Origin of the sequence: Nocardia brasiliensis, assembly GCF_011801125.1 — a bacterium.
Lineage (GTDB): Bacteria > Actinomycetota > Actinomycetes > Mycobacteriales > Mycobacteriaceae > Nocardia > Nocardia brasiliensis_C.
This window is the reverse complement of the sequence record NZ_CP046171.1, coordinates 6014287-6040458: the sequence shown is the minus strand read 5'-3', so window position 1 is coordinate 6040458 and position 26172 is coordinate 6014287. Positions and strand designations below refer to the sequence as shown.

At 68.6% G+C, this 26172-nt stretch carries 21 protein-coding genes and 1 pseudogene; 13 read left to right on the top strand and 9 right to left on the bottom strand.

Annotated features, from left to right (window positions below):
• Nucleotides 1-69: 69 nt before the first annotated feature.
• From F5X71_RS27325 to F5X71_RS27310, 4 genes are all read left to right on the top strand, one after another.
• Nucleotides 70-1047 carry a 3-oxoacyl-ACP synthase III family protein gene (locus tag F5X71_RS27325; RefSeq protein ID WP_167464589.1) on the top strand — a complete coding sequence of 326 codons (978 nt, stop codon included), beginning with the start codon at nucleotides 70-72 and terminating at the stop codon, nucleotides 1045-1047.
• A gap of 55 nt (nucleotides 1048-1102) precedes the next feature.
• Nucleotides 1103-2572: an MFS transporter gene (locus F5X71_RS27320; protein WP_167464588.1), complete on the top strand. Its 1470-nt coding sequence runs from the start codon at nucleotides 1103-1105 to the stop codon at nucleotides 2570-2572.
• Nucleotides 2573-2657: 85 nt separating this feature from the next.
• Nucleotides 2658-4748 carry an FAD/NAD(P)-binding protein gene (locus tag F5X71_RS27315; protein WP_167464587.1) on the top strand — a complete coding sequence of 697 codons (2091 nt, stop codon included), beginning with the start codon at nucleotides 2658-2660 and terminating at the stop codon, nucleotides 4746-4748.
• Nucleotides 4735-6123, top strand: a complete 1389-nt coding sequence (locus F5X71_RS27310; RefSeq protein WP_167464586.1) for a class-II fumarase/aspartase family protein — start codon at nucleotides 4735-4737, stop codon at nucleotides 6121-6123. Before F5X71_RS27315 ends, F5X71_RS27310 begins: the two co-directional genes overlap by 14 nt.
• A 69-nt stretch (nucleotides 6124-6192) precedes the next feature.
• Here F5X71_RS27310 and F5X71_RS27305 read toward each other — a convergent pair whose 3' ends face one another.
• Nucleotides 6193-7539 carry an LVIVD repeat-containing protein gene (locus tag F5X71_RS27305; protein WP_167464585.1) on the bottom strand — a complete coding sequence of 449 codons (1347 nt, stop codon included), beginning with the start codon at nucleotides 7537-7539 and terminating at the stop codon, nucleotides 6193-6195.
• 190 nt (nucleotides 7540-7729) lie between these two features.
• On the opposite strand from F5X71_RS27305, the gene F5X71_RS27300 reads away from it, so the two are divergent.
• The 6 genes from F5X71_RS27300 to F5X71_RS27275 all read left to right on the top strand — a co-directional run bounded on the left by F5X71_RS27300 (nucleotide 7730) and on the right by F5X71_RS27275 (nucleotide 14166).
• Nucleotides 7730-9265, top strand: coding sequence for a peptide ABC transporter substrate-binding protein (locus F5X71_RS27300; protein ID WP_174817147.1), 1536 nt, complete (start codon nucleotides 7730-7732; stop codon nucleotides 9263-9265).
• Between the two features lie 392 nt (nucleotides 9266-9657).
• Nucleotides 9658-10176 (top strand): hypothetical protein, encoded by a 519-nt coding sequence (locus F5X71_RS27295; protein ID WP_167464584.1) that lies wholly within the window; start codon nucleotides 9658-9660, stop codon nucleotides 10174-10176.
• A gap of 47 nt (nucleotides 10177-10223) precedes the next feature.
• A complete protein-coding gene (locus F5X71_RS27290) occupies nucleotides 10224-11576 on the top strand; it encodes a CAP domain-containing protein (protein WP_167464583.1) in 1353 nt (450 codons plus the stop codon).
• Nucleotides 11577-11608: 32 nt separating this feature from the next.
• A complete protein-coding gene (locus tag F5X71_RS27285; protein ID WP_167464582.1) occupies nucleotides 11609-11926 on the top strand; it encodes a hypothetical protein in 318 nt (105 codons plus the stop codon).
• 65 nt (nucleotides 11927-11991) lie between these two features.
• Entirely contained in the window at nucleotides 11992-13449 is a 1458-nt protein-coding gene (locus F5X71_RS27280) for an AMP nucleosidase (RefSeq protein WP_167464581.1), read from the top strand.
• A 240-nt stretch (nucleotides 13450-13689) separates the two neighbouring features.
• The gene (locus F5X71_RS27275; RefSeq protein ID WP_167464580.1) at nucleotides 13690-14166 is read left to right on the top strand and encodes a histone-like nucleoid-structuring protein Lsr2; all 477 of its coding nucleotides are present in this window, start codon (nucleotides 13690-13692) and stop codon (nucleotides 14164-14166) included.
• A 50-nt stretch (nucleotides 14167-14216) separates the two neighbouring features.
• On the opposite strand, the gene F5X71_RS27270 is transcribed toward F5X71_RS27275, so the two are convergent.
• The gene (locus tag F5X71_RS27270) at nucleotides 14217-14843 is read right to left on the bottom strand and encodes a peptidylprolyl isomerase (RefSeq protein ID WP_238815499.1); all 627 of its coding nucleotides are present in this window, start codon (nucleotides 14841-14843) and stop codon (nucleotides 14217-14219) included.
• A 129-nt stretch (nucleotides 14844-14972) separates the two neighbouring features.
• Nucleotides 14973-15944 carry a sphingomyelin phosphodiesterase gene (sph, locus tag F5X71_RS27265; RefSeq protein ID WP_203218220.1) on the bottom strand — a complete coding sequence of 324 codons (972 nt, stop codon included), beginning with the start codon at nucleotides 15942-15944 and terminating at the stop codon, nucleotides 14973-14975.
• 236 nt (nucleotides 15945-16180) lie between these two features.
• Between sph and F5X71_RS27260 the strand changes: the two genes are divergently transcribed.
• Nucleotides 16181-17041, top strand: coding sequence for a hypothetical protein (locus tag F5X71_RS27260; RefSeq protein WP_167464577.1), 861 nt, complete (start codon nucleotides 16181-16183; stop codon nucleotides 17039-17041).
• 106 nt (nucleotides 17042-17147) lie between these two features.
• Here F5X71_RS27260 and F5X71_RS27255 read toward each other — a convergent pair whose 3' ends face one another.
• A complete protein-coding gene (locus F5X71_RS27255) occupies nucleotides 17148-18635 on the bottom strand; it encodes an alpha/beta fold hydrolase (RefSeq protein ID WP_167464576.1) in 1488 nt (495 codons plus the stop codon).
• A 151-nt stretch (nucleotides 18636-18786) separates the two neighbouring features.
• Here F5X71_RS27255 and F5X71_RS27250 point away from each other — a divergent pair, with 151 nt between their 5' ends.
• Together F5X71_RS27250 and F5X71_RS27245 are read left to right on the top strand one after the other, a co-directional pair.
• A complete protein-coding gene (locus F5X71_RS27250) occupies nucleotides 18787-19545 on the top strand; it encodes a response regulator transcription factor (RefSeq protein ID WP_238815498.1) in 759 nt (252 codons plus the stop codon).
• The gene (locus tag F5X71_RS27245; protein ID WP_238816044.1) at nucleotides 19545-20873 is read left to right on the top strand and encodes a HAMP domain-containing sensor histidine kinase; all 1329 of its coding nucleotides are present in this window, start codon (nucleotides 19545-19547) and stop codon (nucleotides 20871-20873) included. Before F5X71_RS27250 ends, F5X71_RS27245 begins: the two co-directional genes overlap by 1 nt.
• Here the strand turns inward: F5X71_RS27245 and F5X71_RS27240 are convergent.
• The 5 genes and pseudogenes from F5X71_RS27240 to F5X71_RS37815 form a co-directional block, all read right to left on the bottom strand.
• Nucleotides 20862-21647: an SAM-dependent methyltransferase gene (locus tag F5X71_RS27240; RefSeq protein WP_167464574.1), complete on the bottom strand. Its 786-nt coding sequence runs from the start codon at nucleotides 21645-21647 to the stop codon at nucleotides 20862-20864. The two genes, F5X71_RS27245 and F5X71_RS27240, sit on opposite strands and share 12 nt — an antisense overlap.
• Nucleotides 21648-21800: 153 nt before the next feature.
• Nucleotides 21801-22841 carry a hypothetical protein gene (locus F5X71_RS27235; protein WP_167464573.1) on the bottom strand — a complete coding sequence of 347 codons (1041 nt, stop codon included), beginning with the start codon at nucleotides 22839-22841 and terminating at the stop codon, nucleotides 21801-21803.
• A 295-nt stretch (nucleotides 22842-23136) separates the two neighbouring features.
• On the bottom strand, nucleotides 23137-23376 hold the full coding sequence (locus F5X71_RS27230) for a hypothetical protein (protein WP_167460075.1): 240 nt from the start codon (nucleotides 23374-23376) through the stop codon (nucleotides 23137-23139).
• A gap of 9 nt (nucleotides 23377-23385) precedes the next feature.
• The gene (locus F5X71_RS27225; protein ID WP_167464572.1) at nucleotides 23386-24720 is read right to left on the bottom strand and encodes a S8 family serine peptidase; all 1335 of its coding nucleotides are present in this window, start codon (nucleotides 24718-24720) and stop codon (nucleotides 23386-23388) included.
• Between the two features lie 456 nt (nucleotides 24721-25176).
• Nucleotides 25177-25386: pseudogene (locus F5X71_RS37815) on the bottom strand (helix-turn-helix domain-containing protein); the annotation flags it as partial.
• Between the last annotated feature and the right edge of the window lie 786 nt (nucleotides 25387-26172).

Here is a 26172-nt window from a genome sequence, read left to right as displayed (position 1 = left end):
CTATTGCGGATGCGCCGCGGCCGAATATTCGGCCGCCGTCGACGCCATTCATGCCAGGAGGAACCGCACGTGAACAACATCGCCGTGCTCGGCACCGGGTCCTATCTGCCGCAGCGCATCGTGTCGAACGACGAGGTCGGGTCCGGCGCCGGCGTCGACAGCGCCTGGATCATCCGCAAGACCGCTATCCGCGAGCGGCGCTGGGCGCTGCCGGACCAGGCGAGCTCCGACCTGGCGACACGGGCGGCCGCGGCGGCGCTGGCGGCCGCGGGGATCGGCGCGGACGAGGTGAGCGCGATCGTGGTCGCGACCTCGACGCCGGATCATCCGCAACCACCCACCGCCGCGTTCGTCCAGCACAGCCTGGGCGCCCGCGGCGCATCGGCGTTCGACGTGAACGCGGTGTGCTCCGGCTTCGTCTTCGCGCTGTCCACCGTCGAGGCCGCCCTCGCCCGCGCCGGCGGGGGATACGGGCTGGTCGTGGGCGCCGACGTCTACTCCAGGATCCTCAACCCGGCCGACCGCCGCACGGTGGTCCTGTTCGGTGACGGTGCGGGCGCGGTGGTGCTCGGGCCGTCCGAGTCCGGCGGGCTGCGCCGGTTCGGCCTGCACACCTTCGGCGAGATGACCTCGCTGATCCAGGTGCCTGCCGGCGGTAGCCGCAGGCCGTACGACCCGGCCGCGCACGAACTCGGCGCGCAGTACTTCACCATGGACGGCCGCGGTGTCCGGGCGTTCGTCAACGGCTCGCTGCCGGTGCTGGTCAAGCAATTCCTGCACGACGCCGGGGTGAATCCGGACGACATCACGCACCTGATCCCGCACCAGGCCAACGGCGTCATGCTGGCTGAACTCGCGGAGGAACTCGGCCTGGTCAACGCCACTATGCACACGACGGTTCGCTATTACGGGAACACCGGAGCCGCGTCGATACCGATAACCCTCGACAATGCGGTACGCACGGGTGGAATTCGCTCCGGCGACAAGGTTCTGCTCGTCGGTTTCGGGGGCGGAATGGCGGTGGGACTCACCCTCGTCGAGTGGTGACCCGGCCGCATATCCGAATTACGACTTCATTCATCCCGGAAAGAGAGACAGCGTAGTGAGTGCACCTACCGAGTCACCGTCATTTCTCGCGACCCGCCGCGGCAAGCTCACGCTGGTGCTGCTGTGCACGGCCGCGTTTCTCGACTTCGTCGACAGTTCGATCGTCAATCTCGCGCTCCCTGCCATCCAGGGCGAGATGGGTCTGTCGGTGTCGACACTGCAATGGATCACCACCGGTTACCTGCTGACCTACGGCGGGCTCATGCTGCTCGGCGGGCGCCTGGCCGACCTGCTCGGGCGGCGTCGCATCCTGATCGCGGGCACCGCCATCATCGGGATCTCCTCGGCCGCCGCGGGTGTGGCGCAGAACAGCGAACTGCTGATCGGCGCCCGGTTCACCCAGGGCATCGGCGCCGCGCTCATGCTGCCCGCCGCGCTGTCGATCCTGACCACCAGCTTCCGCAGCGGCACCGATCGCAGTACCGCGCTCGGTGTGTGGGCAGGCATCGCCGGTCTCGGCGCGGCATCCGGGCTGCTGCTCGGTGGTCTGATCACCCAGGGGCCCGGCTGGCGCTGGGTGTTCTACGTCAACGTTCCGGTCTGCGTCCTGATCCTGATCGTGCTGCCGCTGCTGGTGCCCAGCGACCGGCGCAACGACATCCGCGGCAGCTTCGACATCCTGGGCACCGCGCTCGGCACCGGTGGTCTGATGACCCTGGTCTACGGCCTGGTCGAGGCACCGGAGCACGGCTGGGGCAGTGCCCGCACGGTGCTCGTGCTGGCGGCGGCGGCCGCGCTGCTGGTCGGGTTCGTGGTCAACGAGCACAAGATCTCGAATCCGCTGGTGCCGCTGACGATCTTCCGCATCCGTGGTCTCGGCGCCGCCGATGTCACGCAGATGCTGGTCGCCGCGGGCATGATGTCGCTGTTCTTCTTCATCACCCTCTACACCCAGGAAGTGCTCGGCTGGGGCGAGATCAAGGCCGGCCTGGCCTACCTGCCGTTCAGCGCGACCATCGTGGTGGTCTCGGGTGTGACGACGAAGATCGTGCCGCGCACCGGAACCCGCCCGGTGATCATCGTCGGCTCGATCGTCACCGGCATCGGCATCTTCCTGCTGGCGCAGATCCCGACCGACGGAGCTTATCTGTCGGATCTGCTGCCCGGCCTGATGATCACGGCCGCCGGCTCGGCCGCGGTGTTCGTCGCCAACACCACCGCGGCCAACGCGGGCGTGCCCGCGGACAAGGCGGGTCTGGCGGCCGCATTGCTCAGCACCGCACAGCAACTCGGTGTCGCCATCGGTGTCGCCGTGCTCACCGCGATCTCCATCTCGCACACCAACACCGAACTCGGGCACGGTGCGCTGCCGCTGGACGCGACGACCGCCGGATTCCGGCGCGCGCTGCTGGTCGCCGCGATCTTCGCGGTGGTCGGCGCGCTGACCGCACTGCGCACGGTCAACACCCGCGGCGAAGAGGCGGACGCCGTAGTGGAATCGCGCCCCGAAAAGGTGACCATCTAGCGCTGTGCGCACAGCTGTATCAGGACATGGCCAGGTCCGTGTCTGTAACCCGCATCGCCAAGGGCGAACTGATGAAGGTGACACCGTGTCCAGCCACCAGCTAGGAACCCGTGAACTGACAACTGCCACCGGCGGCGAAGATCTCGACGACGGTGCGCACTCGGCCGTGGTGCTCTTTCCCGAGACGCTGCGAAGATACCCGCGTCCCGAGCGCTCCGGCGCACCGGAGGCACTGCGCATCGCGGTGGTCGGGGTCGGCCCGCGCGGGCTGAGCTGCTACGAGCGGATCTGCGCCAATATCGTGCGCAACGGCGAGCGCTTCGCCACCGAGATCTTTCTCATCGATTCGACCAAGGTCGGCACCGGATCGGTCTGGCGCACCGACCAATCCCGGCATCTGCTGATGAATACGGTCGCCTCCCAGGTGACGATCTTCACCGACGACAGCGTCGCGATGGAAGGTCCCGTGGTGCCGGGGCCGAGCCTCTACGAATGGACGAGCTTCCTGGCGAAGGTCGGCAATTTCGCCGACCTGCCCGACGAGTTCTACGCCGAGGCCTGCCGCACCGCGCCCAACACCTATCCCACCCGCGCCATCTACGGCTACTACCTGCGCTGGGCCTACGAGCACATCCGCGACCGGTACGCGGGCTGGGTGCGCACCCACGAACTCACCGCCACCGCGACCGATCTGCGTGACGACCCGACGGGTCGCCAAGAGCTCACGCTGAATACGGGCGAGCGCATCGAGTCGCTGGACGCCGTCGTGCTCGCGCAGGGCCACGTGTCGCCGCGCCAGCCGGTCGATCCCGGCTGGCCCGCCGAACAGGTGCGACAGCTGGGACTGCTGCACATCGCCCCGGTCAACGCCGCCGATGTCGACATCGATCAGGTCCCGGAGCGCGCGACCACCATCATCCGCGGGCTCGGCCTCACCTTCTTCGACTACATGGCCCTGCTGACGGTCGGCCGCGACGGCCGCTTCAAGCAGTCCGACGTGGACGGGGTGCTGGAGTACATTCCGTCCGGGCGCGAGCCGTTGATCGTGGCCGGCTGCCGTCGCGGCGTGCCGCACCACGCGCGCGGGGAGAACCAGAAGGGCATCGACGAGCGCCACATTCCCACCCTGCTCGACCCGGTGCGGATCGCCGAATTGCGCAGCAGGGCCGATCGTTTCGGCGATATCTCGTTTCGCCGCGACGTATGGCCGCTGGTCGCGCGCGAGGTGGAGACGGTCTACTACTCGCTGGTGATCGACGACCGAATCAGCCCGCGCGAACTGCGTGGTTTCCGCGCGCGCTATCTCGCGGCGCCGACCGAGCGGGCGGCCGCGTCGATCCTCGACGAATACGGGATCACGCCGCAGCAGCGCTGGGATTGGGAGCTGCTCGGTGATCCGACCGCGGGCCGCCGGTTCGGCGACGTCGCCGAATTCCACCGCTGGCTGGTCGACTACCTCGACGCCGACGTGCGCAATGCCCGGCTCGGCAATGTGCGCGGCCCGGTCAAGGCGACCCTGGACGTGCTGCGCGACCTGCGCAACGAGGTCCGGCTGATCGTCGACCACGGCGGCATCACCGGCGAGTCCTACCGCGACGACCTCGACGGCTGGTACACGCCGTTGAACGCCTTCCTCTCGATCGGCCCGCCCACCGCGCGGATCGCCGAACTCGCGGCGCTGATCAGAGCGGGCGTCGTGCGGATCGTCGGTCCCGGCATGCGGGTCCGGCTCGACGCCGAGGCGGGGTGCTTCGTCGCGAGTTCGCCCATGGTGGCGGGCTCGACGGTCACCGGAAGCGTGCTCATCGACGCCAGACTGCCCGAGCCGGACCTGCGGGCCACCGGCGACGTGCTGCTGCGTAACCTGCTGCGGTCGAAGGATATTCGCGGCTTCACGCTGACGAACCCCGACGGCAGTCACTACCGCACCGGGGGGCTAGAGGTGGCCCGTGACTCGCACGCGGTGCTCGATGCCACCGGTCGCCCGCATCCGCGCCGCTTCGCCGTCGGTGTGCCCACCGAGGCCGTGCACTGGGTCACCGCGGCCGGACCGCGGCCCGGAGTGAACTCGGTGACGCTGTCCGACAGCGACAGCGTCGCGCGCACCATTCTCGACGCATATCGGACAGCGGCAGGCCCGCTGCCGCGAAAGGATTACGCCGATGGTCATCGATAGGGGACTGCTCGCTCCGGTGCGGGCGGGCGTGCCGGTGGAGTCGGTGGTGTCCGACGATGCCTGGCTCGAGGCGATGCTCGAGGTCGAGCTGGCGCTGGCCCGCGCGCAGGCACGGCTCGGCCTGATTCCGGTCGACGCCGTAGGACAGATCACCGCGGCGGTCGGCGCCCATCGCTTCGATGCCCGCGCGATCGCCACGGCCGCGCGCGGCGCCGCGAACCCGGTGGTGTCGTTCGTGCAGCAGTTGCAGCGCGTGGTCGGCGAAATCGACCCGGCCGCAGCCGACCACGTGCACTGGGGCTCGACCAGTCAGGACATCTTCGACACCGCGTCGATGCTGGTCGCGGCGCGGGCGCTGACGGTGATCAGCGCGGATGTGGAGGCGAGCATCGACTCGCTGTCCCGGCTGGCCGATCAGCATCGCGATACCGTCATCGCCGCGAGAACCCTTGGCATGCACGCGGTTCCGACGACCTTCGGCGCCAGGGTCACCACCTGGATCCAGGGGTTGCTCGCCGCTGCCGCGCGGCTGCGGCAGCTGCGGGCGCAGGGCTTGCCCGTTCAACTGGGCGGTGCGGCGGGGACTTTCGCGTCCTACGTGGAGTGCGCCCGGCGCAGCGGCGGCCCGCTCGCGGACGCGAGCCCCGGACAGATCTATGCCAGGCTGACCGAGGAGTTCGCCGCGGAACTCTCGCTCACTGCCAGCGCGGCGCCATGGCACAGCGTCCGGACCCCGCTCGCCGATCTCGCCGCGGCGCTGGCCACCACCTCGGGCGCGCTCGGCAAGTTCGCGGTCGACGTGCTCTCGCAGGCCAGGACCGAGGTCATGGAGGTGTACGAGCCGGCCGCGGCCGGGCGCGGCGAGTCCTCGGCGATGCCGCAGAAGCGTAATCCCGTGCTCGCCACCATGATCCGGTCCGCCTCGCTCCAGGTGCCCGCGCTGGCGTCCACGCTGTTCACCGCGATGCTCGCCGAGGACGAACGCTCGCCCGGCGCCTGGCACGCCGAGTGGCAGCCGCTGCGGGAATGCCTGCTGCTGGTCGGCGGCAGCGCGCACACCGCCGCCGAACTGGCCGACGGTTTGCGTGCCGACACCGCGCGGATGAGCGAGATCCTCGCCATGAGCCACGGCCAGCTGGTCTCGGAGCGACTGTCCATCCGCCTGACGCCGCTGCTCGGTCGCGTGCAGGCGAAGAAGGTGTTGCAGGCCGCCGCCTTCGAGGCCGAGGAGTCCGGCGCGTCGCTGGCCGAGGTACTGTCCGCCTCGCCGACGGTCAGCGCGCATCTGGACGCCGAGCAGATCCGCGAGCTGCTACGGCCGCGGAACTATCTCGGTATCGCGCCGACCCTGCTCGACCAGGTCATCGACCGCTGAGCCCACTTACGCCGCCCCGCATACGTTTTCGTGTGCGGGGCGGCTTTTGTGCGTTGTGCGCCGGTGCGCTCAGACGGTGAGCTGGAGGATGTCGATGCCGCGGTTGTTGTCGGCCACGTAGGCGAAACCGCGGTGCCAGTAGGGCGCCCAGGCGGCGGCGTCGGCGGGACGGTAGTAGGCGATCTGCTTCGGGTTGGTCGGGTCGCTGATATCGAGGAACCGCGTGCCCTGGGCGTAGAACGACTGCACCAGCACCGTGCCGCGGACGTCGAAGTAGTGCGCCGAGCAGTCGCCCGAGGCCGGGTCGCTGCCCTCCTGGCCCGCGACGCCCCAGGTGCCGACGGTCTCGAGTCGATAGGGTTTCTGCGGGGTGGACCGCCAGCCCTCGCCGCCGTAGGACCCCTTCAGCGACGCGATCACCAGCACGCCGTCACCGGCACAGCCGTCGAGGAAGCTCTCCTCGGTGGCGAAGATCAGGTTCCCGTCGCCCCAGCGCCCGGCACCGCCACCGTCCTGCGCCCGGCCGCCGACCGGTCGAAAGCTGTTGTGCATGAACCTCGACGGCGCGGCCGTCTCGTTGATCCCGCCGCCTGCGTAGGGGACCGGGTCGGTCGCCGATGCCGTGCGGAGCTTGCCGGTCACCGGGTCCTTGTGCATGCCTTCGGTCCAGTAGCCGCGCACGCCGCCGCGGCCAGAGGCCCAGGCGACGCCGGCCGCATCGATCTGCACGTCGTGCACATAGTCGGTCTTGCCGTCGTTGCGCGCCAGCTCGATCGGTTGCGGAAAGACCTTCGGCCGCCGCGGATCTCGGATGTCGGTGACCCAGATCGGGCGACCGCCCCACTCGGCGGGCTGGCTGTCGGCCTTGGCGGGCCCGCCGGTCCATAGATACTGGCAGTCGTTGACGCAACTGGTGGTGTGACCCGCCGGCACCTTGACGTAGCTCAGCACGGCCGGCTTCTCCGGGTTCGCCAGATCCACGATGTAGACGCCGGACTCACCCGTGCGCACATTGCCGCCGAAGGCACGGGGATCGCGGGAGAGGAAGACGCGCTTGCGCACCGGGTCGACCTCGGTGTCCTCGGTCTCCCACATGCCGGGCAGGTCCAGCTTGCCGATGAGCTTCGGCGCCGCCGGATTCGCGGTCAGGTCATAGGTTTTCAACCCGAACTCGCCCGAGACGACCATGACGTCCCGGGTGCCGTACTGGAGGAACTGCAACGCGATCGCGCCCTGTGCGTCGGGGACATTGCCGACCGCCTTGACGTTCTTCTGCGCGCCGGGCGTGCCCGTCGGCGCGGCAAGCCTGCCGTGCGTCTCCTCCGCACCGCAGGCCATCGCGGGCACCGTGGTCGCGGCGAGCGTCGCGGTGAGGGTGACCAACAGCAGAGACGACCGGAGCAACCAGCGGCGCACGACTACCTCCCAGCGGGCCAATGATCACCCCCGTGGCCGGGGATGCTCGGCCACGGGGAAGCCTCACTGTAAGTGCCGCCGTGACGAATTCGCGATACCCACATCGTCACGGCCCAACTGGGGAGCAACTTCCGCGCGGCGCGACACATGATGCCTGGTGCAGGTGTGTGATTCGCGCGGCGGAGGGTGAATGATGCTGGTACTTCTCGCCATACAGATGCGAAGGGCACTGGCCGCTCGGGTGTCGAAGCGGCAGGGCTGGTGCGGTCCGCTCGCAGTCCTGTGCACCGCGCTGCTGGTCTGCGGTACCGGCTGCGCCGAAACGCGCGAAGCGGCGCGGCCCGGTGTCCTGACCGTCGGCATCACCGAACCGGCGAACCTGCTCCCCGGCGACGTGCGGGACCAGGCAGGCCGCCTGCTGGTCGGCGCGCTGTGGACACCGCTGGTGGACTACGACGCGGCCACCGGGCGCACTACCCCTCGGGCCGCCGCGGCGATCACCACCGCGGACCGGATCACCTGGGAAATCACCCTGCGCACCGACGGGCGCTTCCACGACGGGACGCCCGTGACCGCGAAAACCTATGTGGACACCTGGCGCACCGTGGTCGAGGAGCGGTGGGCGGGCGCTACCGCGCTCACCGAGGTGCTGCGCGCGAAGGAGATCAGCGCACCGAGCGACTACACCGTGCGTATCGTGCTCGACCGGCCATTCGGCCAGGTGCCTGCCGTGCTCGCGGCGCAGGCGCTGGTCCCGTTGCCCGCCTCGGTCCTGGCCTCCCGGGACTGGGCCGGTTTCACCGCGCAGCCGATCGGCAACGGGCCGTTCCGGCTGGCCGCGCCGTGGCGGCCGGGGTCGGGCGGCCGACTCGTGCGGGTCGACGAGGCCGCGGGCAAGGTCGAGGCGATCGAGGTGCGGGTCGGTACGCCCGCGGCACAGTACGACCAAGTGCAGGCGGGCACGCTCGATCTGGTCGCGGAGGTCCCCGGTGCGCGGCACGACGCGATGCACCGCGATTTCGCCGACCGGCACGTGATGTGGCCGCTACCCGAGGCCGACTATCTGGCGTTCCCGGTGCCGGACAAGCGGTTCGAGGACGCGGCAGCGCGCTTCGCGTTCGCCATGGCGGTGGACCGCCCGGCGTTGGCCGCGGGCCCGCTGGCGCGCCAGGTCGATCCCGCGAACGCCATGCTGCCGCCCGGCATCGCGCCGGGCGATCGGTCGGCCACCTGCCGTCCGTGTCACCACGACGGGGCCGCGGCGAAGGCGATGCTCGGACAGGTTTCGTTCACCGGGCCGGTCACGCTGTATGCCGCTGCCGGGCAGCAGGGTTGGGTTCGCATGCTGGCCGAGCAATGGCAGGGCGCGCTCGCGGTCGAGGCCACCGCGCGGCAACGCGACGATGCGGTGCGCGCGCCCGTCGACGGACCGTTCGTGGTGTCGCGCACGTGGTACACGTTCAGTCCGCACGAGGTGCTGGCCGCGCTGGCCGGTGCGGCCGGATACACCGACGGCGGTTTCACCGAACTGCTCGCGGCCGCCGACGCCGCGGCTGCCACGGACGAGGGCGCCCAACTGTATCGGCTCGCCGAAAACCAACTGCTCCGCGATCTTCCGCTGGCTCCGCTGTGGTCCGGCCACGGCCACGCGGTGTGGGCACCGCGGGTGCACGGGGTCGCCGCGGCACCACTGCGCGGCATCGACCTCGCCGCGATCTCGGTGTGAGCGCCGCTGTCGCCGCGGTGCGCGGTCGCGGTGGTCTCGCGGCGCACCGGCGAGAGCCGCTGTCGCCCAAGGTGGTTGGGTGCGCCGGGCCGCCGCCACGACCTGCGTCGTGATCCGGTGTGATCCGGCCGTGATTGTGTCGTGATTGATCCGATTGCCTTTTAATCGCGCCTCAACTCGCTTTTAGAATTCGGCGTAGATCTCGTCGCTGGGTGGGTGGCGTTCTACTGTCGGTGCAGTGCTCGACAATCCGGTGCAACCGGGAACGAGGCCACCGACCAATGGCGATCGGCGGGTTCCGACATGCGGATCCACCTCGGCGGCGACCAGCCTGAACCCTTGGCGGACAGGCGATTCGGTGTGTCACCGACCATTCCTAAGGAAAGAATTTCATGGGCAAGCACAGCGCACCTCGTAAAAACCACGTTCCGGCGCAATTGGCAATTCTGTCGACGGCCACGCTGATCGGCCTCGGGGTCTCGGCGCACAGCGGTGCGGGTCAGGCGTCGGCGGACGCGTCGATCACCGCGACGCACCGGGTCGACAACGCGGCGCCCGCGCCGACGAAGCGGATCGGTGGCGCGGCGGCGCAGACGGTCAGCCACCACACCGGTCAGGTGAGCCGTAACGCGGTACCGCCGAAGAAGCGCAAGCCGAAGCCCTCCGCAGGCAAGCCGAAGCCCGCCGCGGACAAGCCGAAGGCGGCGCCGGATCCGTTGGAGCTGTTGAACTCCGGCAGTGCCGCGCTGAGTGGACTGGCGAAGAGCCTGAACACCGGTAGCTCGGCGATCGCGCCACTGGGCAAGGCGCTCAGCACCGGCAGCTCGGCGGTCTCGGGCAGCGCGAGCAGTGGCAGCGCCGGCCTCGGCGGGCTCGCCCCGCTGCTCGGCCTGCTCTCCGGCAGCGCCTAGGCCCGGTGTAGCGAGGTCACGGCCAACGAGCGACGAGAAGGCATTCGATGGGGAAGCACAGCGCACCGCGGAAGAACCGCTTTTCGCCCGCGACCATGCTCACATTGTCCACCGCTTTCGGGGTGTCGGCGTTCGCCGTCACCCTCGCCGGAACTGCGAGGGCCGCAGCGAGTCCCGATTCGGGGTCGCCTGCCGACCAGGTGATCAGCCTGGCCAACGCCGCACGGGCCGAGGCAGGCTGTGCGGACCTGAAGTCGGACGAGAAGCTCACCGACGCCGCGCAGGCGCACACGAAAGACATGGCGGACAACGGTTTCCTGGACCACAACTCGTCCAAGGGTGATCCCGGCGAGCGGATCAGCGCGGCGGGGTACGAGGCCAAGGGCTGGGCCGAGAACATCGCCGAGGGGCAGACGAGTGCCTCCGAGGTCGTCGACGCGTGGATGAACAGCGAGGGGCACCGGGCGAACATCCTCGATTGCGGACTACAGGACATCGGGGTGGGCTACGCCAAGAGCAGCAACGGAACGCCGTACTGGACACAGGATTTCGGCACCTCGAACGGCTCCGGCAAGGAAGACGACAAGGATAAGGACAAGGACGACAAGGGTAAGGGCAAGGACAAGGAGAAGGACAAGGGGAAGCCCTCAGGTGGTGACAAAGACAAGCCATCGGGCGGTGATAAGGACAAGCCATCGGGCGGCGACAAGGACAAGCCCGGCGGAGGTGACAAGAAGAAGCCGGGAGGTGGTGACGAAAAGCCCGGCGGCGGTGACGAAAAACCCGGCGGCGGTGATCAGGACAAGCCGTCCGGCGGCGATCAGGACGAGTCCGGCAGCGGCGACGACGAATCGGCGAGCGGCGAGGACGGCTGGTGGGAGGACGGCGAAGACGGCTTCGGCGACACCACCGACGAGGGCTCGGATTCCGCGGACGAGGACGATGATTGGTTCGGCGACGACGATGCGGCCGAGGGCGAATCCGATACCGCGGCGGACCCGTGGGACGAAAGTTCCGACGACGGCGACACGTTCGGTGATCCATGGAGCGAGGATGCCGACGCGACAGAAGACAGCACGACAGCAGACAGCGGCGATGCGTTCGATCCATGGAGCAACGGCTTCGACGACTTCGCCGACGACAGTGCGACGCAGGACAGCGGTGACGCGTTCGATCCATGGAGCAACGGCTTCGATGACGGACTCGGCGACCTGACCGGCGGCGGGGACGCCTACGGCGGGCTCGGTGACGCGTTCGGCGGGCTCGGCGACGTCTTCGGCGATTTCGGTGACTTCGGTGCGGAATTCGGCGGGCTCGGCGACGCGCTCGGCGGACTCGGCGGGGTCGGTGACGCGCTCGGTGGCTTCGCGGCCGCCGGTGGTCCTGGCGGGGGCTGGTAGCCCGCGGGATCGGGCGCAGAAGGAGTTTCGACATGGCCCTCTACATCACCGCGTGGTCGATGACCAGCGACACCACCCCGGAATACGCCTCGCGCACCGCCGACCACGGCGACAAGGCCTGGTGCCTCAGCTGGCTGCCGCAGCGCCTGCTCACCTTCGAGCAGGCCAGGGCGGGCATGGAGCTGGACGAGCTGCTCAGTGACCCCGAAAGCGTGCACGACGGCATGGCGCTGGCCTTGGCCGACAACTGTGCGGGCCGGATCGGACTGCTGCGCGAGCAGGCGGTGCTGCTGCTGGCGAAGCGGATGGCGGCGCGCTGCCGGGAGGCGGCCGTCACCAGCGCGCTTTGAAGGCTTCGCGGGCGTGAAATACGGTGTCCTCACGACGGCTTCGCGAACGTGAGCAGGGAGGACACATGCCAGGCAGGCAGGAAGGCGCCGGGTTGACCGGAGCCGAGGCGCTGGACCGCCTGGAAAGTCGCTACCAGCAGTCGGTCAGCGCGCTGCGCACCGCGTTGCGTGCCTTCGTCGAGGACGGCGCGCTGCCCGACGAGGCCGCCAGGGCGGCAGGCGCCTTCGCCTACCCGGAACTGCGGATCAGCTGGAACGGTGACGCGCCGCCGAAGAACCGCTCCCGGGCGTGGGGGCGGTTCACCAGGCCCGGCAGCTACGCCACCACCGTCACCCGGCCCGAACTGCTGCGGCACTATCTGTCCGAGCAGCTGGCCATGATCGAGCACGACTACGACGTGCGTATCGAGGTGACGCCGTCGCGGCAGGAGATCCCGTTTCCGTACGTGATCGATCGCGCCGACCTCGCGCTCGATCGGTCGATGGCCGCGGCGCTGGCGAAGCATTTCCCCACCACCGACCTGGCCACGATCGGTGATGAAACCGCGGACGGCATCCTCGACCCCGCCGAGACCTTCCCGCTCAGCCATTTCGACGCGCTGCGTACCGACTTCTCGCTGGCGCGGTTGGAGCACTACACGGGGACACCCGCCGAGCACTTCCAGTCGTTCGTGCTGTTCACCAATTACTCGCGCTACGTAGACGAGTTCGTGCGCTGGGCCACCGAGCAGATCGCCGACCCGGACGGCCCCTACGATCGGCTCTCCTGTGCGGGCGGCACCGTGCTCAGCGCCGAGACCGCGGGCGTCGGGCTGATCTCCGATCTCGCATGGAAGAAACATCAGATGCCCGCCTGGCATCTCACCGCGCCGGGACGGCGCGGCATCACCCTGGTGAACATCGGCGTCGGTCCGTCGAACGCGAAGACCATCTGCGACCACCTCGCGGTGCTGCGTCCGCACGCCTGGCTGATGATCGGGCACTGCGGCGGGCTGCGGGAAAGCCAGGCGATCGGCGACTACGTGCTCGCGCACGCCTACCTGCGCGACGACCATGTGCTGGATTCCGTACTGCCGCCGGATATTCCGATTCCGAGCATCGCCGAGGTGCAGCGGGCGCTCTACGACGCGACCAAGACGGTCAGCGGCATGCCCGGCGAAGCGGTGAAGCAGCGGTTGCGCACCGGCACCGTGGTCACCACCGACGACCGGAACTGGGAGCTGCGCTATTCCGCGTCCGCCCTGCGGTTCAACCTCAGCCGCGCGGTTGCCGTCGACATGGAAAGCGCCACCATCGCGGCCCAGGGTTATCGGTTCCGCGTGCCCTACGGCACCCTGCTGTGCGTCTCGGACAAGCCGCTGCACGGCGAGATCAAGCTGCCGGGGCAGGCCAATCGCTTCTACGAGGGCGCCATCTCCGAGCATCTCCAAATCGGCATCCGCGCGGTGGAATTCCTGCGCGCCGAGGGTGACCGGCTGCATTCACGCAAGCTGCGCACGTTCAACGAGCCGCCGTTCCGGTAGGGCGCGACCCGGATTCGGCGCCGCGCGGTGCCGGGAATGCGTACGAATTGCGTGGATCGGTGATACGGGTCGGCTATCTGTACCGCCGGATTTTCAAAGTCGAACATTTCGATCGCGCCCAAACCGATTGTGCCGGATCGGGAGTCCGGTGTCCGGTGGCGTATGCAACTGCCTGCGCCGGTATCCGCCGTGCTAACGTCGCCGCTGACCCGCTCCGTATTTCCTCGAAGGGAATCAAGAATGGCAAGGCAAATCATCGAGGCGTTGATCGACGACCTTGACGGCTCGACGGCTGATGAAACGGTCTCGTTCGGTTTCGATGGCCGCATGTACGAAATCGACCTCTCCTATGCGAACGCGGCCAAGCTGCGCGCCCTCATCGATCCGTGGGCGGAAAAGGCGCGCAAGACCGGTCGTGCCGGAGCGCGTGCGGGCGCCGCCCCGCGCACCAGGACCGCCTCCGGTGACGGTCAGCTCGCCGCCATCCGCACCTGGGCGGCCGAGAATGGACACCGGGTCTCGACACGCGGCCGGATCTCGGCCGAGGTCACCGCCGCCTACCGGGCCGCGCACGAAGCGCCGCAGGCCCCGGCCGTCGCGGAGGTCGTCGCGGAGCAGGCGCCCGCGAGTGCGAAGAAGCCCGCCGTGCCCACGTTCGTCGAACCCGCCAAGAAGACCGCGAAGAAGTCGAGTAAGAAGGTGGCGGCCGGCGTCTAGCCCGGGGACCGGTCGGCCGCTCGGCGTCGAAAGTGGGGCGGCTCTTCGGTTCAGGAAAGCGCGGCGCTGGTGATCACGACCGGCTCGGCCGGAACTCCGTCGCGTGGTCCGCGTTCGGTCGGCGTGATTCCCGCCGCGACCATACGGTCGAGGACGTCCATGCCCCGCACGACCTGGCCGAGTACCGAGTAGTTCGCGGGAATATTGGCGAACGAATGGACGATGAAGAATTCACTGCCATTGGTGCCTGGGCCCTGGTTGCCCATTGCCACGGTCCCGCGCGGATAGGTTTCGGTACCGTCCACCTCGTCCGGGAACTGGTAGCCGGGTCCGCCCTTCTCGACTTCGAAGATATCGCCGCATTGCAGCACGCCGAGGCGGGCGCTGTCGGTCAGCCGCCAGCACTGGCTCTGATCGTAGAAGCGTTGCGCCACCAGGCTTGTCATGTTCTGCACCGCGCACGGTGCGGCGCCTGCCCGGTCGAGCCGGATGGTGACCGGGCCGTAGTTGAAGTGGAACGTGACGTCGACGGTGCCGATGCCGAGGGCGACCGGCAGCGGCGGCGCCACCGGGCGGGCGGCCGGGTTGTCCGGTGCGGTCGGCGTGAACGCGCACGTCACCACGGGCGGGCCCGCCGTGGCCGTGGTGGCGCCGACGACCGGGCCGATCGACGACAAGACGGCAATGGCTAGTAGAGCACCCCAACGTGACCGCATAGCAAGCAAACTAGCGGATCGAGCCGAAAATCGTTCGCCAAAGCGGCAATCCGCCCGTGCCCGCAGGTGCGCGGGCACGAGCGGGCCGGCTCAGGCGCTACCGGTCACCGGGTAGTGATCCGACAGATTGGTGTAGGTGTAGTCCCGCCCCTGACTGGTCACCGTCCAGGGCGGACACGACTCGACGACGACGTGATTCTGCCAGGTGGACGGTTTGGCGTGGCCCGCGCGATGCAGGACGTAGTCGAGGTCCTCGCGCGGGTCGTTCGGGTAGCGGTCGTGCGCGATCGAGTTGACCTGGGTGTCGAAGGAGTACTGGTGTCCGGTGCGCGAGTCGGCGGCCACCAATCCGGCGTCGGCGAGCATCGAGCCGTACTCGGCGGAGCGGGAGTCGACATTCATATCGCCGGCGACCAGCACCTGCTCGGTCGCGGGAATGTTCTTGCCGTCGAGAAACGCGTCGATCGCCTTGAACTGTAAAGAACGATCGCGGGCGGCTTCCCCTGCCCCGCAGCCGGGGTCGGTCGACTGCGTGTGGGTGCCGACCACGTGCACCTTGCTGCCGTTCACCGACAGCACCACGTAGGCGAATCCCTTGTTGGACCACCAGTCGGCCCCGCAGGCGTCGGCGAAGACGAACTGCTCCTTGCGCAGGATCGGCCACTTGCTCAGGATGGTGACGCCGCCGTCCTCCGGCGTCGTGGCCGAATACTGACCGCTCGTGGCGTCCCAGCCATCCCGCGACCGGCCGACCACCGGCGTCTGGTGCGGATACGCGCCCGCCGCAGCGGATTTCAGCGCGTCGGACGCGCCGTTGTCGAACGCCTCCTGCAGCACGACGACGTCGTTGCCCTGGAAGAAGCCGCCTTTCGGGATCTCGGCCGCGCGATGGTCCTGGCCCCAGTTGGGATAGAGGGTCTTGCTGAACAGGAAGGCGTTGTAGGTCAGCACCCGCAGCGGCGGGGTGGCCGCGGGCTGTGCCGCGGCCGGGAAGGGGATCGCCATACAGGTGGTGGCGAGTGCGGCGATGATGCTCAGCCGGGTGGGCTTGGTCAACGGCAAGGCGCTACCTCGTCTCGGAGTCGGATACGACGATGTGATCGGACCAGGACTTGATGACCCGCACATGACGTGCTCGTGATCAACTGTGTGCCGCAGGCCGTCGCAGTGTCGCTGTTTCGGCGAATCCGGCCCGGCGGCATGAGCGCGCCTCTCGCGGCGAAAGCTGCGAGAATCGAAAGGCGTCGCGTGAGCGGTTCGTTGCGGCGCGCGGATTGTGCTGGAGGAGGGGGCTGTTCATGTCGGAACGCGATCTCCTGTCGGAGGCTTTCGTCGAAGCGGCGCGGCGGCACGGGTTTTCCTGCCAGATCGTGTCCGCCGATCACATCGTGTTGCACGGCGGGCGCGGACGGTTCGAGACCTCGCTTGCCAACCTGCGTCGCGTGGCCGCCGGTGCGCCGCAAGCGAACTGGTTCGCGCTGGCCGCCGACCATCTCGCCACCGGCATCGCCACCCTGGGACTGGACGCGCAGGACGGCGTCGACAGCTTCGCCGCGGTGCGCCACTCGATCCGAACCAGGTTGTACCCCAGCGCCATGCGCGCCGAGGACGCGGTGCGCCGCATGGTCGCGCCCGGTCTGGTGCAACGGGTCGTCCTCGACCGCGCGCACACCGTCACCCAGGTCACCCACGAGATGCGCCGAGAATGGCAGATCGGCGAGTACGACCTGTTCGCGCTCGCCGAAGCCAACGTCCGCGCCGACGGTCCGCTCGAGCACACGGTGCACGAATTCGACGACCCGCTGGCCGAGGGGCTGCCGCTGTCGCTGCTGTCGGGCTCCGAGTACGCCACCGCGCACGTCCGCTGGCTGGGCGACTACCCGGTGACCGGAGCGGCGGGCGCGCTGGTGATCCTGCCCGCCAGACAACACATGTACGCCTACCCGATCAACGATCGCGAGGTGCTGCGGGCCGGTGCGGTTCTGGCCCAGCTCGCCGTCAACGGCTACGCGGAGCAACCCTGGCCGGTCAGCCCCTCGATCTATCGCTGGTACGAGGGGCATCTGTCGCTCGCGATCACTACCCGGCGTACCGAGACCAGCCTGTCGTTACTCGCCTCGGACACCTTCGAGCAGCTGCTCGGCACGCTGCCGGACTAAGCCCTGTCCCATAGCGCCCATTCGGTGCATCCGGGTGGACTCACGAGACAGTGCCGCGCGGTGGGCGAGGCGCACACCTCGCCCACCGCGCGGGTGACCGGCTGGCTCAGCGCGGTACCGGGGTGACCTGGATCGGCGGCACGGCGGCCACGCAGTCGGTGGAGCCGGGCGTGCCGGTGCGGACGAAATGGTCGACGATGCCGACGACACAGCCGCTGGGCTCCAGGTCGGGGATGTGGCCGGTGTTGGGGACGGATAGGAACGTGGCGCGCGGGAACATGGCGGCCACCCGCTGTCCATTCGCGTCCGGGGTGATGGCGTCGAGATCACCGGAGAGCACCAGCACCGGCACATCGGGGAGCGCGCCGCGGGCGGGCGCGGCGTGTGCCTCGGTGAACGCTGGCCAGCGCAGGCAGGCGTCGCCGCCGTCGCGGATGCCCCCGTTGAAGCCTGCCGCGCTGAATGCGCCGGTATCGCCCGCTGTTTCGACGACCTGCCGGTACTGCTGTGCCCGCTCGGGCACCGGCGCCTGGCGCGACCAGAGCGTGGGGTAGTCGTTGCAGGCGACGGTGAGATAGAGGTCGATCTTCTCCGTGGCCGGTTCACCGCCGGCGCGAGCGGCGAAGTCCCGCAACGGCATATCGTCACCTCGCACGGCCGCGTGCAGGGCGGCGGGCAGCATGCCGAGCGCGGTCAGCTCGGCGGGATTCGCCCCGACATTGCTGGTCGCCGTCTCGAAAGCCAGTGTGGCCAGCTTGTTCTCGTCGAGCTGCCATGGCCGTGGGCCGTTCATCGCCACGGGGGCGACGGCGAGGCGCTGGGACACCGCGGCGAGATCGGCGACCGCGGTCGCGCCGTCACAGGCCCGGCTACGTTCGCAGATCCGTTGCAGGGCAAGCGACAAGGCCTCGGCGTTGGGGCGCGACAGCGGGTCGGAGTCGGGCGGATACGCGCCGGTCAACACCATGGACTGCACGGTGTCGGGGTGGCGTTCGGCATAGATGGGCATCAGATAGGTGCCGTAGGAGATGCCGTAGAGCACCAGCTTCGGGATGCCGAGCCGGGCACGCACCGCGTCGAAGTCGTCCGCGGTGGCCGCCGAGGTATAGCCCGCGGCGCGCGGGCCCAGCTGCTCGGCACAGCGGGCCACCATGCGCTGCTGCTGGTCGCGGGTGCCGAGTTGGTAGTCGATCTCGTCCGCGCCGCAGTCCAACGGGCTGGACAGCCCGGTGCCGCGTGGATCGACCAGCAGCAGGTCGTGGTCCTCCAGCATGCGCGCGGACAGCTGGACCGCCTGCTCGGCGTGGGCGATCAGCGGCACGCCGGGCCCACCGGGATTCGGGGCGATGGTGCCCAGCGCGGGCGCGTCCAGCTTGCTGCGCCGAATGAGCGCGTAACTCACTGCGACGGTGCCTGATTCGGGCTGATCGGCGATCAGCGGCCGGGACTGCACCCCGCACTCGACCCGATGGCCCGGCACGCTCGGGCACCAGTCCGGTCCCGGCGGCGTCGCGCCGTCGGCGCACGCCGTGATCATGGTCGCCGCGGCGAGCGCCGCCAGCGCACCCGCGACTACCCGCATACTCTTGCGCATCGTCGAAACCCCTTTGTCGAAAACACTTCCCGCATTCGGCTGCGGTATGGGGAAGATCCTGTGCGGCCGATGTCAGTGGATTGCGAGGGCCGCGAAAGAAACAGGTAAGAATCGCGAGCCCGGGTCGCTATGGGGTGACCGTAGTCACGAAATGGGCGGCCTGACCCCGGCGGCATCGCTACTCACCAGCAACAATGACCGGGTGAACTCCACGAGCTCGTCTGTGCCCGCCGCGTCGGTCCTCGTCGTCGAGGACGATCCGCATGTGCGCAGCACGCTGGACCAACTGCTGCGCTTCGAGGGCTATCAGGTGCTGCTGGCCGCCGACGGGCAGGAGGCCCTCGACCTGCTGGCGCGACAGCGGCCGGACCTGGCCGTGGTCGACGTCGTGATGCCGCGCCTGGACGGACTGTCGCTGTGCCGGTTGCTGCGCAGGCAGGGCGACCGGCTGCCGATACTGGTGCTCACCGCCCGACACCAGATCGGCGACCGGGTGGCCGGGCTCGACGCGGGCGCCGACGACTACCTGCCCAAACCGTTCGCCACCGACGAACTGCTCGCCCGGTTACGTGCCCTGCTGCGCCGCAGCACCTTCGGCGAGGACGACGGCACCGTGCTCACGGTCGATGACCTGACGCTCGACACCGCGACCAGGCAGGTGCACCGCGGCGCGCGGGCGATCGAGCTCACCAAGACCGAGTTCGACGTGCTGGAACTGCTGCTGCGCAACGCGCGAATCGTGTTGAGCCGCAGCCGGATCTACGAGCACATCTGGGGTTTCGACTTCGACACCGACTCCCGCTCGCTCGATGTCTACATCGGGTATCTGCGGCGTAAGACCGAGGAGGCGGGCGAACCCCGGCTGATCCACACGGTCCGCAATGTCGGCTACTCCGTGCGGCCCGCGTGATGTTGCGGGCGCGGCTCACCCTGGTCGTCGTGGTCGCGGTGGTAGCCGCCATCCTCGTCACGCTCACGCTGTCCTATCGCGGGGTGGTGAGCCTGATCAGCACGCAGTTCGACCACAGCCTCAACGATCGGGCCGACGCGGTCATCGCGGTGCTGCCCGCGGTGTTGCCGCAACGGCCCGACACCACCGAACAACTCGTGCGCGCCGACGGCACCGCCGAACCGATCGCGGCGGGCCGGATGGTGCTGCCGGTCGCCGAGGCCGACCGTGTGGTCGCCCGAACCGGCAGCGGCACAGCCGAATACAACATCGACCTGAACGGCAAGCCGTACGGCATCCTGACCAAGCCCCGGCCGGGCGGCGGCGCGGTGATGGTGGCCCAGCGGTATGAGAAGCCCGATCAGGTCGACAAGGAGTTCCTCTGGCGCACCGGCGGTATCACCGCGCTCGCGGTGGCGGTGTCGGCGCTGCTCAGCTGGCTGGCGATCGGGCGTATCCTGCGACCGGTGCGGCGGTTGCTCGCCGCGACCGAGCACATCAGCTCCACCCAGGATCTCTCGGTGCCACTTCCGCCCACCGGCCGTGACGAAATCGGCAGGCTCACCGGCAGTTTCGCGACCATGCTGGTCGCGCTGCGCCGCTCCCGCGCGCAGCAGCACCGGCTCGTCCAGGACGCCAGTCACGAGCTGCGGACTCCGCTGACCTCCATTCGTGGCAGCGCCGAGCTCCTGCACCGTGCCAAGGGCAGGCTGGCGCCCGAGGACGAGGCCAAGGTGCTGCACACCCTGGTGCAGGAATCGGTCGCGCTGGACGGGCTCGTCGCCGAACTGGTCGAGCTGGCTACCGACCAGCGCACGGACGAGGACGTCACGGCACTGGATCTGGCGACCCTGGCCGAGGACTGTGCACAGCGTTTCCGGCACCGTAGCGGGCGCACCATCACGATCACCGTGCGGCAGCCACTGCCGGTGCGCGGCCGGTTGCGCGCGCTCGAGCGGTGTATCGACAATCTGCTCGGTAACGCGATCAAATTCAGCCCGGCGGATACGCCGATCGAGGTGCACGTCGACGGCACGGAACTGGCGGTGCGTGACCATGGTCCCGGAATTGCGGCCGCCGACACCACCGCGGTCTTCGGTCGCTTCTACCGTGCCGCGAATACGCAGGGTATCCCGGGGTCCGGTCTGGGTCTGGCGATTGTCGACAACATCGTCACCGCGCACCACGGCACGGTGTTCGCCGAGCCGGGCCCGGGTGCCCGCGTCGGTTTTCGACTGCCGCCTGCGGCGACATCCGATTCGCCCCGGCGTAAGCGGCTAGTCGGCTGACTTGCGGCCGAGGCCGCCGTAGATCACCAGCCGGGTCGCGGGCAGTTCGGCATCGAGGAACTCTTGCGCGGGTGCGACGCCGGGCCCGAGCAGTTCGAAGCCCGCCATGAGTTCCTCGACCTCCGCGGCCGAGCGGTAGCGCACCTGGGAGGGGGTGTTGTCGGTGTCGGACTGGGATTGGCTGATGAAGTCCGGGTTGGTCTCGTTGGATCCGTGGGTGAGGGCCAGGTAGCTGCCCGGCGCCATGGCGTCGCGGAACGCGGCGAGGATCCCGCCCGGGTTCTCCTCGTCCATCACGTAGTGCAGCACGCCGATGATGAGCACGGCGACCGGTTCGCTGAAGTCGATGAGCGAGTCGGTTTTGAGCCGGTCGATGATCTCGTGCGGGCTTCGGATGTCGGCCTGCACGACCGCGAGGCCGGGGGAGTTGGCCAGCAACGCGTCGCAGTGCGCGCGGACCACGGGGTCGTTATCGATATAGACGACTCGGGCCGACGGCTCGATTTTGCGTGCGACCTCGTGCACGTTGGGGGAAGTGGGGATGCCGGCGCCGAGGTCGATGAACTGCTTGACCCCCGCCTTGGCGGCCGATCCGACTGCCTGGACCAGGAATTGGCGGATGAACCAGGCAAGGGCCTTGGTGTCCGGGGCGATCGCGAGCATGCGGCGGGCGACCTCGCGGTCGACCTCGTAGTTGTCCTTACCGCCGAGCATGTAGTCATAGATGCGCGCGGAACTCGGCACTTTGGGGTTGAGTCCAGGCTCTCGGTCCATCCCCGACAAGGGTTCCTCCCGACGTGGCTTGTCTCTGCTCGATCACCAGCGTAGCGATCGAGCACCGTTGCCTGTGCGCTGCCGGGAGTCATTGTGCGCGACATCGCGTTGAAATTCTCGATGCGGCCACCGGAATCGGGCGGCCGACCACGGTCAGTCCCGCTCGGCCAGCCGCCTGGCCCGTGCCATCAGTTCATCGGCGAACGAACGTGGTCGGCGGCCGAGGCCGCACGCGGTGGCGACCCCGTCGACCGGCCTGCCCAGCGCCTGCTCGATCTGTCGCAACGTCTGCGATTGCGCTGCCTCGGTGGGGATGTCGTGCACCAGGCCGGCGTAGAAATTGGTGTCCTCGTGCAGCCGCAGACCCGCCAACGCCCGGTAGAACCCGGGTTCGGTGGCAGGCGGGGTGTCCCCAGCCGCGAACGGCGCGTGGATGAACTCCAGGGGGCGATCCGAAGGCCACTGCCGGGCAAGGGAATTGGCGAAATAGACGAGCGGTCGAGTGTCGCGCAGGGTGGCCCTTGCCTTGTTGTTCATGCTGCCGAGGCACAGGTGCACACCGAATCGGGTACCCGCGGGCGCGCTCGCGGCCAGCGCGGCGATGCCCTTGCTCAGGCCGAGCGCCCTGTTCACCACCCGGTGCAGCGGCTGGGTCTTGGCCATCAGCACCAGTTCCGCGGTGGCTTCCAACTGGATGACTACCTCGCCGTCGGTGAGCTCCTGGATCGCGGCGATCTCGCGCACCGCGGCCGCGCTGAACGCCCGCCGATGCCGCAGCACGCCGGTGCCGCCCATCGCGATGAACGCGAGGGTGAAGTCGGTGGGCATGCCCATCTGCAGGGTGAGGCCGGAGAGTCCGCGCTGCTCGCACAACGCCCGGAAGACCGGAAGTGCCTCCGCGGTCTCGTGCAGATAGCCCAGATCCATCAGGTCGGCGGTGAGTCGTTTGCCGCGTGCGGGGCGGTAAATGGTGCGCTGCCGACTGGTATCCCACTCACCCGCCCTCTTCGATGCCAAGACGCCCTGGGCGACCAGATCCTCGATTATCGGTTTGATGTAGAACTCATAGCGTCGGGTCTCGCCGGTGGGCAGCGTGCGTAGCAGCGGCCAGGACGTGTCGAGCATGGCGCGCATCGCGGTATCGGTGCTCTCGGCCGGAAAACTTCCAACGAAGTGCACCGCTCGCGTACCCATGGGGCGGATCTTAGACCGGGCGGTTCCCGTGTGTACGGATGTCGGGTTCCCACACGGAATGTTGTGTTTTCGAGACAACCCGCGTTCGGTCTGTCGGACGCCGTACCAGACGGGGGACTGAATCATTGTGGTGGATCACAGAATTGGCCGATAGGCGGTTCGGCGCCACGTGGGCAGACCGGCAGCGGCCACCTGGCCATCTGAGAGCAAGCACTGGGCAATCAATCGATCGGACGGTCGGCCGGGGCCGATTCGAGCCGCGCACCGCCGAGCGGGGCGCGGTCGAATCGGCTTCTCAGACGGGTGGTTTCGGCTCGTCGATCGCCTCGATCCGGGAATCCGCGAAGATCTGGACCCGATCGGGGTCCAGCCGCGCGGCCGCCGAGTCGGTCACCCGCAGGGCGTAGAGGCCCTGGGCGGGGTCGACGGGAATGAGGCCGTACGCGGTATCGACGTCGTCGACCGTGAGCTTCAGCTCGCGCAGCGCCACCGCCAGGGTCGCGTTCGCGGGAAGCCGAATCGTGAGCAACGGCATGCCCCCACGTTACGCGCGGGAGGCCGATTTGTTCAGTTCCGCGAGCAGTGCGGCCGTGTCGGTGATGCCGTAACCGTAGTCGTAGTTGTAGCCGCCTGCTTGCGCGGTCGCGGTGCGCTGCAACAACGTTCGCAGTTGAGCCGGTGGCAGTGCGGTCGCCGACCACTGGGTCCGCACCGCGGCGACCAGCCCGGCAGCCACCGGGCAGGCGGCGGAGGTGCCGGTGTCGGGCTCGGTCGCGCCGAAGGCCTTCGAGCCGAGAAAGTGGGTGTAGGAGCAGATGTCGGGCTTGCGTTCGGTCAATCGGCCCGGCCCCTGCGAGGAATAGCCGACCCGCTGGTTCTTGGTGTCGACCCCCGCGATGGACAGCACCGCGGGATGGGAGTTGGCGCCACCGATCGGGCGTTCCCGGTAGGCGCAGCGGCCGTCGGGGCAGTCGCGACCGCAATTGCCCGCGGCGAAAACGATATCGGCGCCCGCGGCCTCCAGCGACCCGACGATCACGTTGAATGGATGGGACGGATTGTCGGAGTAGTTGCCCGGCCGCCCGACCGGGAAGTCCCAGTTCGGGGCGAACGAGCCCCAGCTGTTGCTGATCACCAGTGCGCGCGTGGCCGCGGGCTGATCGGTGAGCACGGTGCGCAGGTGCGCGTAGCCGGCCAGTGCGTCCGAGAGCAGCCCGTCCATTGTGCTGCCGCCCTGCCGGGTGCTCTGCAGCACCGGGAGGTCGAGCAGGGTGGCCTGCGGCGCGGCGATGAGTGCGTCGAAGGCGCACATGCTGCCGTGCGCCACCGGGAACTCGCCCGCGGTTCCGTTGACCCCGGCGGGATTCCAGCTGCGCGCCGGGTCGATGCGCACGGCCGCGCCGCGCGCCTGCTGCACGTGGGCGGCGTTGATTCCGGTGTCGACGATGGCCAGCGCCACGTTCGTGCCGTCCAACCCGGCGGCGGCCAAATCGGCACGGCGCACCAGGGTTTCGACGTCGTGCCAGTTCCCGACCGCGGGCGTGTCGCCGCAGGTGAGATTGGTTTCGATCACCGGATCCGCGAAAACCCCGGTGACGCCGCGGGTTTCGGTCAACGCGGTAAGGCCCCGGACGAGGTCGTCGTCGGCGATCTCGCCGCGCACCACCACCGTGGCGTCCACCGGGTCCAGTGAGTAGCTAAGTCGCTCGATGGCGGCCGCGGCGGGCACCGGCTTCGGCACCGCGACCGGGGCGTAGGACTGGTCGAGCGTGATGCCGGACAGGTGTCCGGCGACATCGGCCGTGGCGACCGGAACGGCGCGATCGGCCACTGCGGTAATCACATCGACGGATGGGCGAAGCTGGATGAGTACGCGCATGGCCGACATACTGCCGGTCGCGGCCGGGAAGTTCGCGTCGGGCACGCCAGACGGCCGCTGTCGCTATGCGCTGGCGATCGACCCCGCAGGCAAAGCGCAAGCTCTGGGCAATTTCGCCGGCCGGAGCGTGTCCGGGATCACAGCAGGACCATTGACTTGCCGCCTAGTGTCATGTTGTCGTGGGTGCGTTTCTCGGTCATCTCGAAGCAGATCGGCAGCACCCGGCTGGGTCCTGTCGAGGGCCTGGACCTGGGGTTCTCGTCCATGCAGTGAGTACCACTGCCCCGCCGGGCGGGTCCAGGTAGAACTCGACGGCGTCGGCGGCCTTGTCGGCGAAGGCCGGGTCGCGACAGAGTTTGAACGTGCCCTGGCGATGCGGTTTCAGCCCGGTCTCGCCCCAGAGTTTGGCCACGTAATGCCGCGACACCGTCACGCCCTCGGTGCGGGCGATGAACTTCACCATCTCCCGGCTCGACCACTGCGACAACCGGCCGGCGGGCTGGTCCGCGTCGCCGCCAGAATCCGAGCCCGGATCCGGGCGGGCACCTGCTCACGCCCAGCCCCGCGCTTGCGGTCAAGCAGCCCGGCGATCCTGTCCGCTTCGTAGCGGGCCAGCCATGCATCGACCGTCGGCCGCGACACCCCGGCCAGCGCCGCGATCTCGGTCTTCGTCCGATTCTCTCCGCGTCACAACACGATCCGTGCCCGAGTACCCACCGACGCAGGTATATCCGGGTTTTTCACCAGCCCGCGTAACTCCGCCACTTGATCCGTCGCCAACTCCACTCCGACAGTAAACACCACACCCAATCACCCTGTAAGATAAACAGAACCACGAGACACTGGTTCGTTCTATCTTGGCATCCGACGGTAGGTGGCTGTGCGCCAGGGCGCCGGACGTCGCCGCGGCTGCTGTGTCCGGCTCCCCAGTCGGCATGGACGCTGGTTCCCCATTTGATCTAACTGTACCGTTATTCGGAGGGCGGGGTATTCGTCCTAATGTCGTTCGGTATCAGTCAATCCCGTGTCGGGGGAGCGTGCATAGATGAATAGCGCCTTAAAGGTCTTCAAACAGTTGCGCAGCAACGTTGTACGCCTGCACTTCGAGCGTGCTTGATCGGCACGACGGCCGAGTCTGTGGGATGTCCTGCTGATCAGGCTATTTGACGTCCGGTCTCTTCTGTTTGCTGCGTCGGTGGCTGCCCGGTGTGTCGAATCGGCATGGACTGCATGTTTATTTCGAGTGCGCCGCAGACTGATCGGTACGTCGATTCCAACATGCTGGCCCGGTAGTGAATTGGAGAATCAGTTCTGAACGGGAGCTTGAAGTAAGGCACTGAATTCCGCGACTGTGCCGCGAGTCGCGGCACGTGTAGCTCTGGCATCACGAATGCCGTCTGGAATGGATTGATCCTGTTGCTGCTGTTCTGTCGGATTTACGCTGCCCGTCTA

Bases quoted from the DNA above. Each gene is read 5' to 3' on its own strand.
- F5X71_RS27310 (WP_167464586.1), top strand. From the start codon at position 4,735: ATGGTCATCGATAGGGGACTGCTCGCTCCGGTGCGGGCGGGCGTGCCG.
- F5X71_RS27300 (WP_174817147.1), top strand. From the start codon at position 7,730: ATGATGCTGGTACTTCTCGCCATACAGATGCGAAGGGCACTGGCCGCT.
- F5X71_RS27295 (WP_167464584.1), top strand. From the start codon at position 9,658: ATGGGCAAGCACAGCGCACCTCGTAAAAACCACGTTCCGGCGCAATTG.
- F5X71_RS27290 (WP_167464583.1), top strand. From the start codon at position 10,224: ATGGGGAAGCACAGCGCACCGCGGAAGAACCGCTTTTCGCCCGCGACC.
- F5X71_RS27285 (WP_167464582.1), top strand. From the start codon at position 11,609: ATGGCCCTCTACATCACCGCGTGGTCGATGACCAGCGACACCACCCCG.
- F5X71_RS27280 (WP_167464581.1), top strand. From the start codon at position 11,992: ATGCCAGGCAGGCAGGAAGGCGCCGGGTTGACCGGAGCCGAGGCGCTG.
- F5X71_RS27275 (WP_167464580.1), top strand. From the start codon at position 13,690: ATGGCAAGGCAAATCATCGAGGCGTTGATCGACGACCTTGACGGCTCG.
- F5X71_RS27260 (WP_167464577.1), top strand. From the start codon at position 16,181: ATGTCGGAACGCGATCTCCTGTCGGAGGCTTTCGTCGAAGCGGCGCGG.
- F5X71_RS27255 (WP_167464576.1), bottom strand. From the start codon at position 18,635: ATGCGCAAGAGTATGCGGGTAGTCGCGGGTGCGCTGGCGGCGCTCGCC.
- F5X71_RS27250 (WP_238815498.1), top strand. From the start codon at position 18,787: ATGGGCGGCCTGACCCCGGCGGCATCGCTACTCACCAGCAACAATGAC.
- F5X71_RS27245 (WP_238816044.1), top strand. From the start codon at position 19,545: ATGTTGCGGGCGCGGCTCACCCTGGTCGTCGTGGTCGCGGTGGTAGCC.
- F5X71_RS27240 (WP_167464574.1), bottom strand. From the start codon at position 21,647: ATGGACCGAGAGCCTGGACTCAACCCCAAAGTGCCGAGTTCCGCGCGC.
- F5X71_RS27235 (WP_167464573.1), bottom strand. From the start codon at position 22,841: ATGGGTACGCGAGCGGTGCACTTCGTTGGAAGTTTTCCGGCCGAGAGC.
- F5X71_RS27230 (WP_167460075.1), bottom strand. From the start codon at position 23,376: ATGCCGTTGCTCACGATTCGGCTTCCCGCGAACGCGACCCTGGCGGTG.
- F5X71_RS27225 (WP_167464572.1), bottom strand. From the start codon at position 24,720: ATGCGCGTACTCATCCAGCTTCGCCCATCCGTCGATGTGATTACCGCA.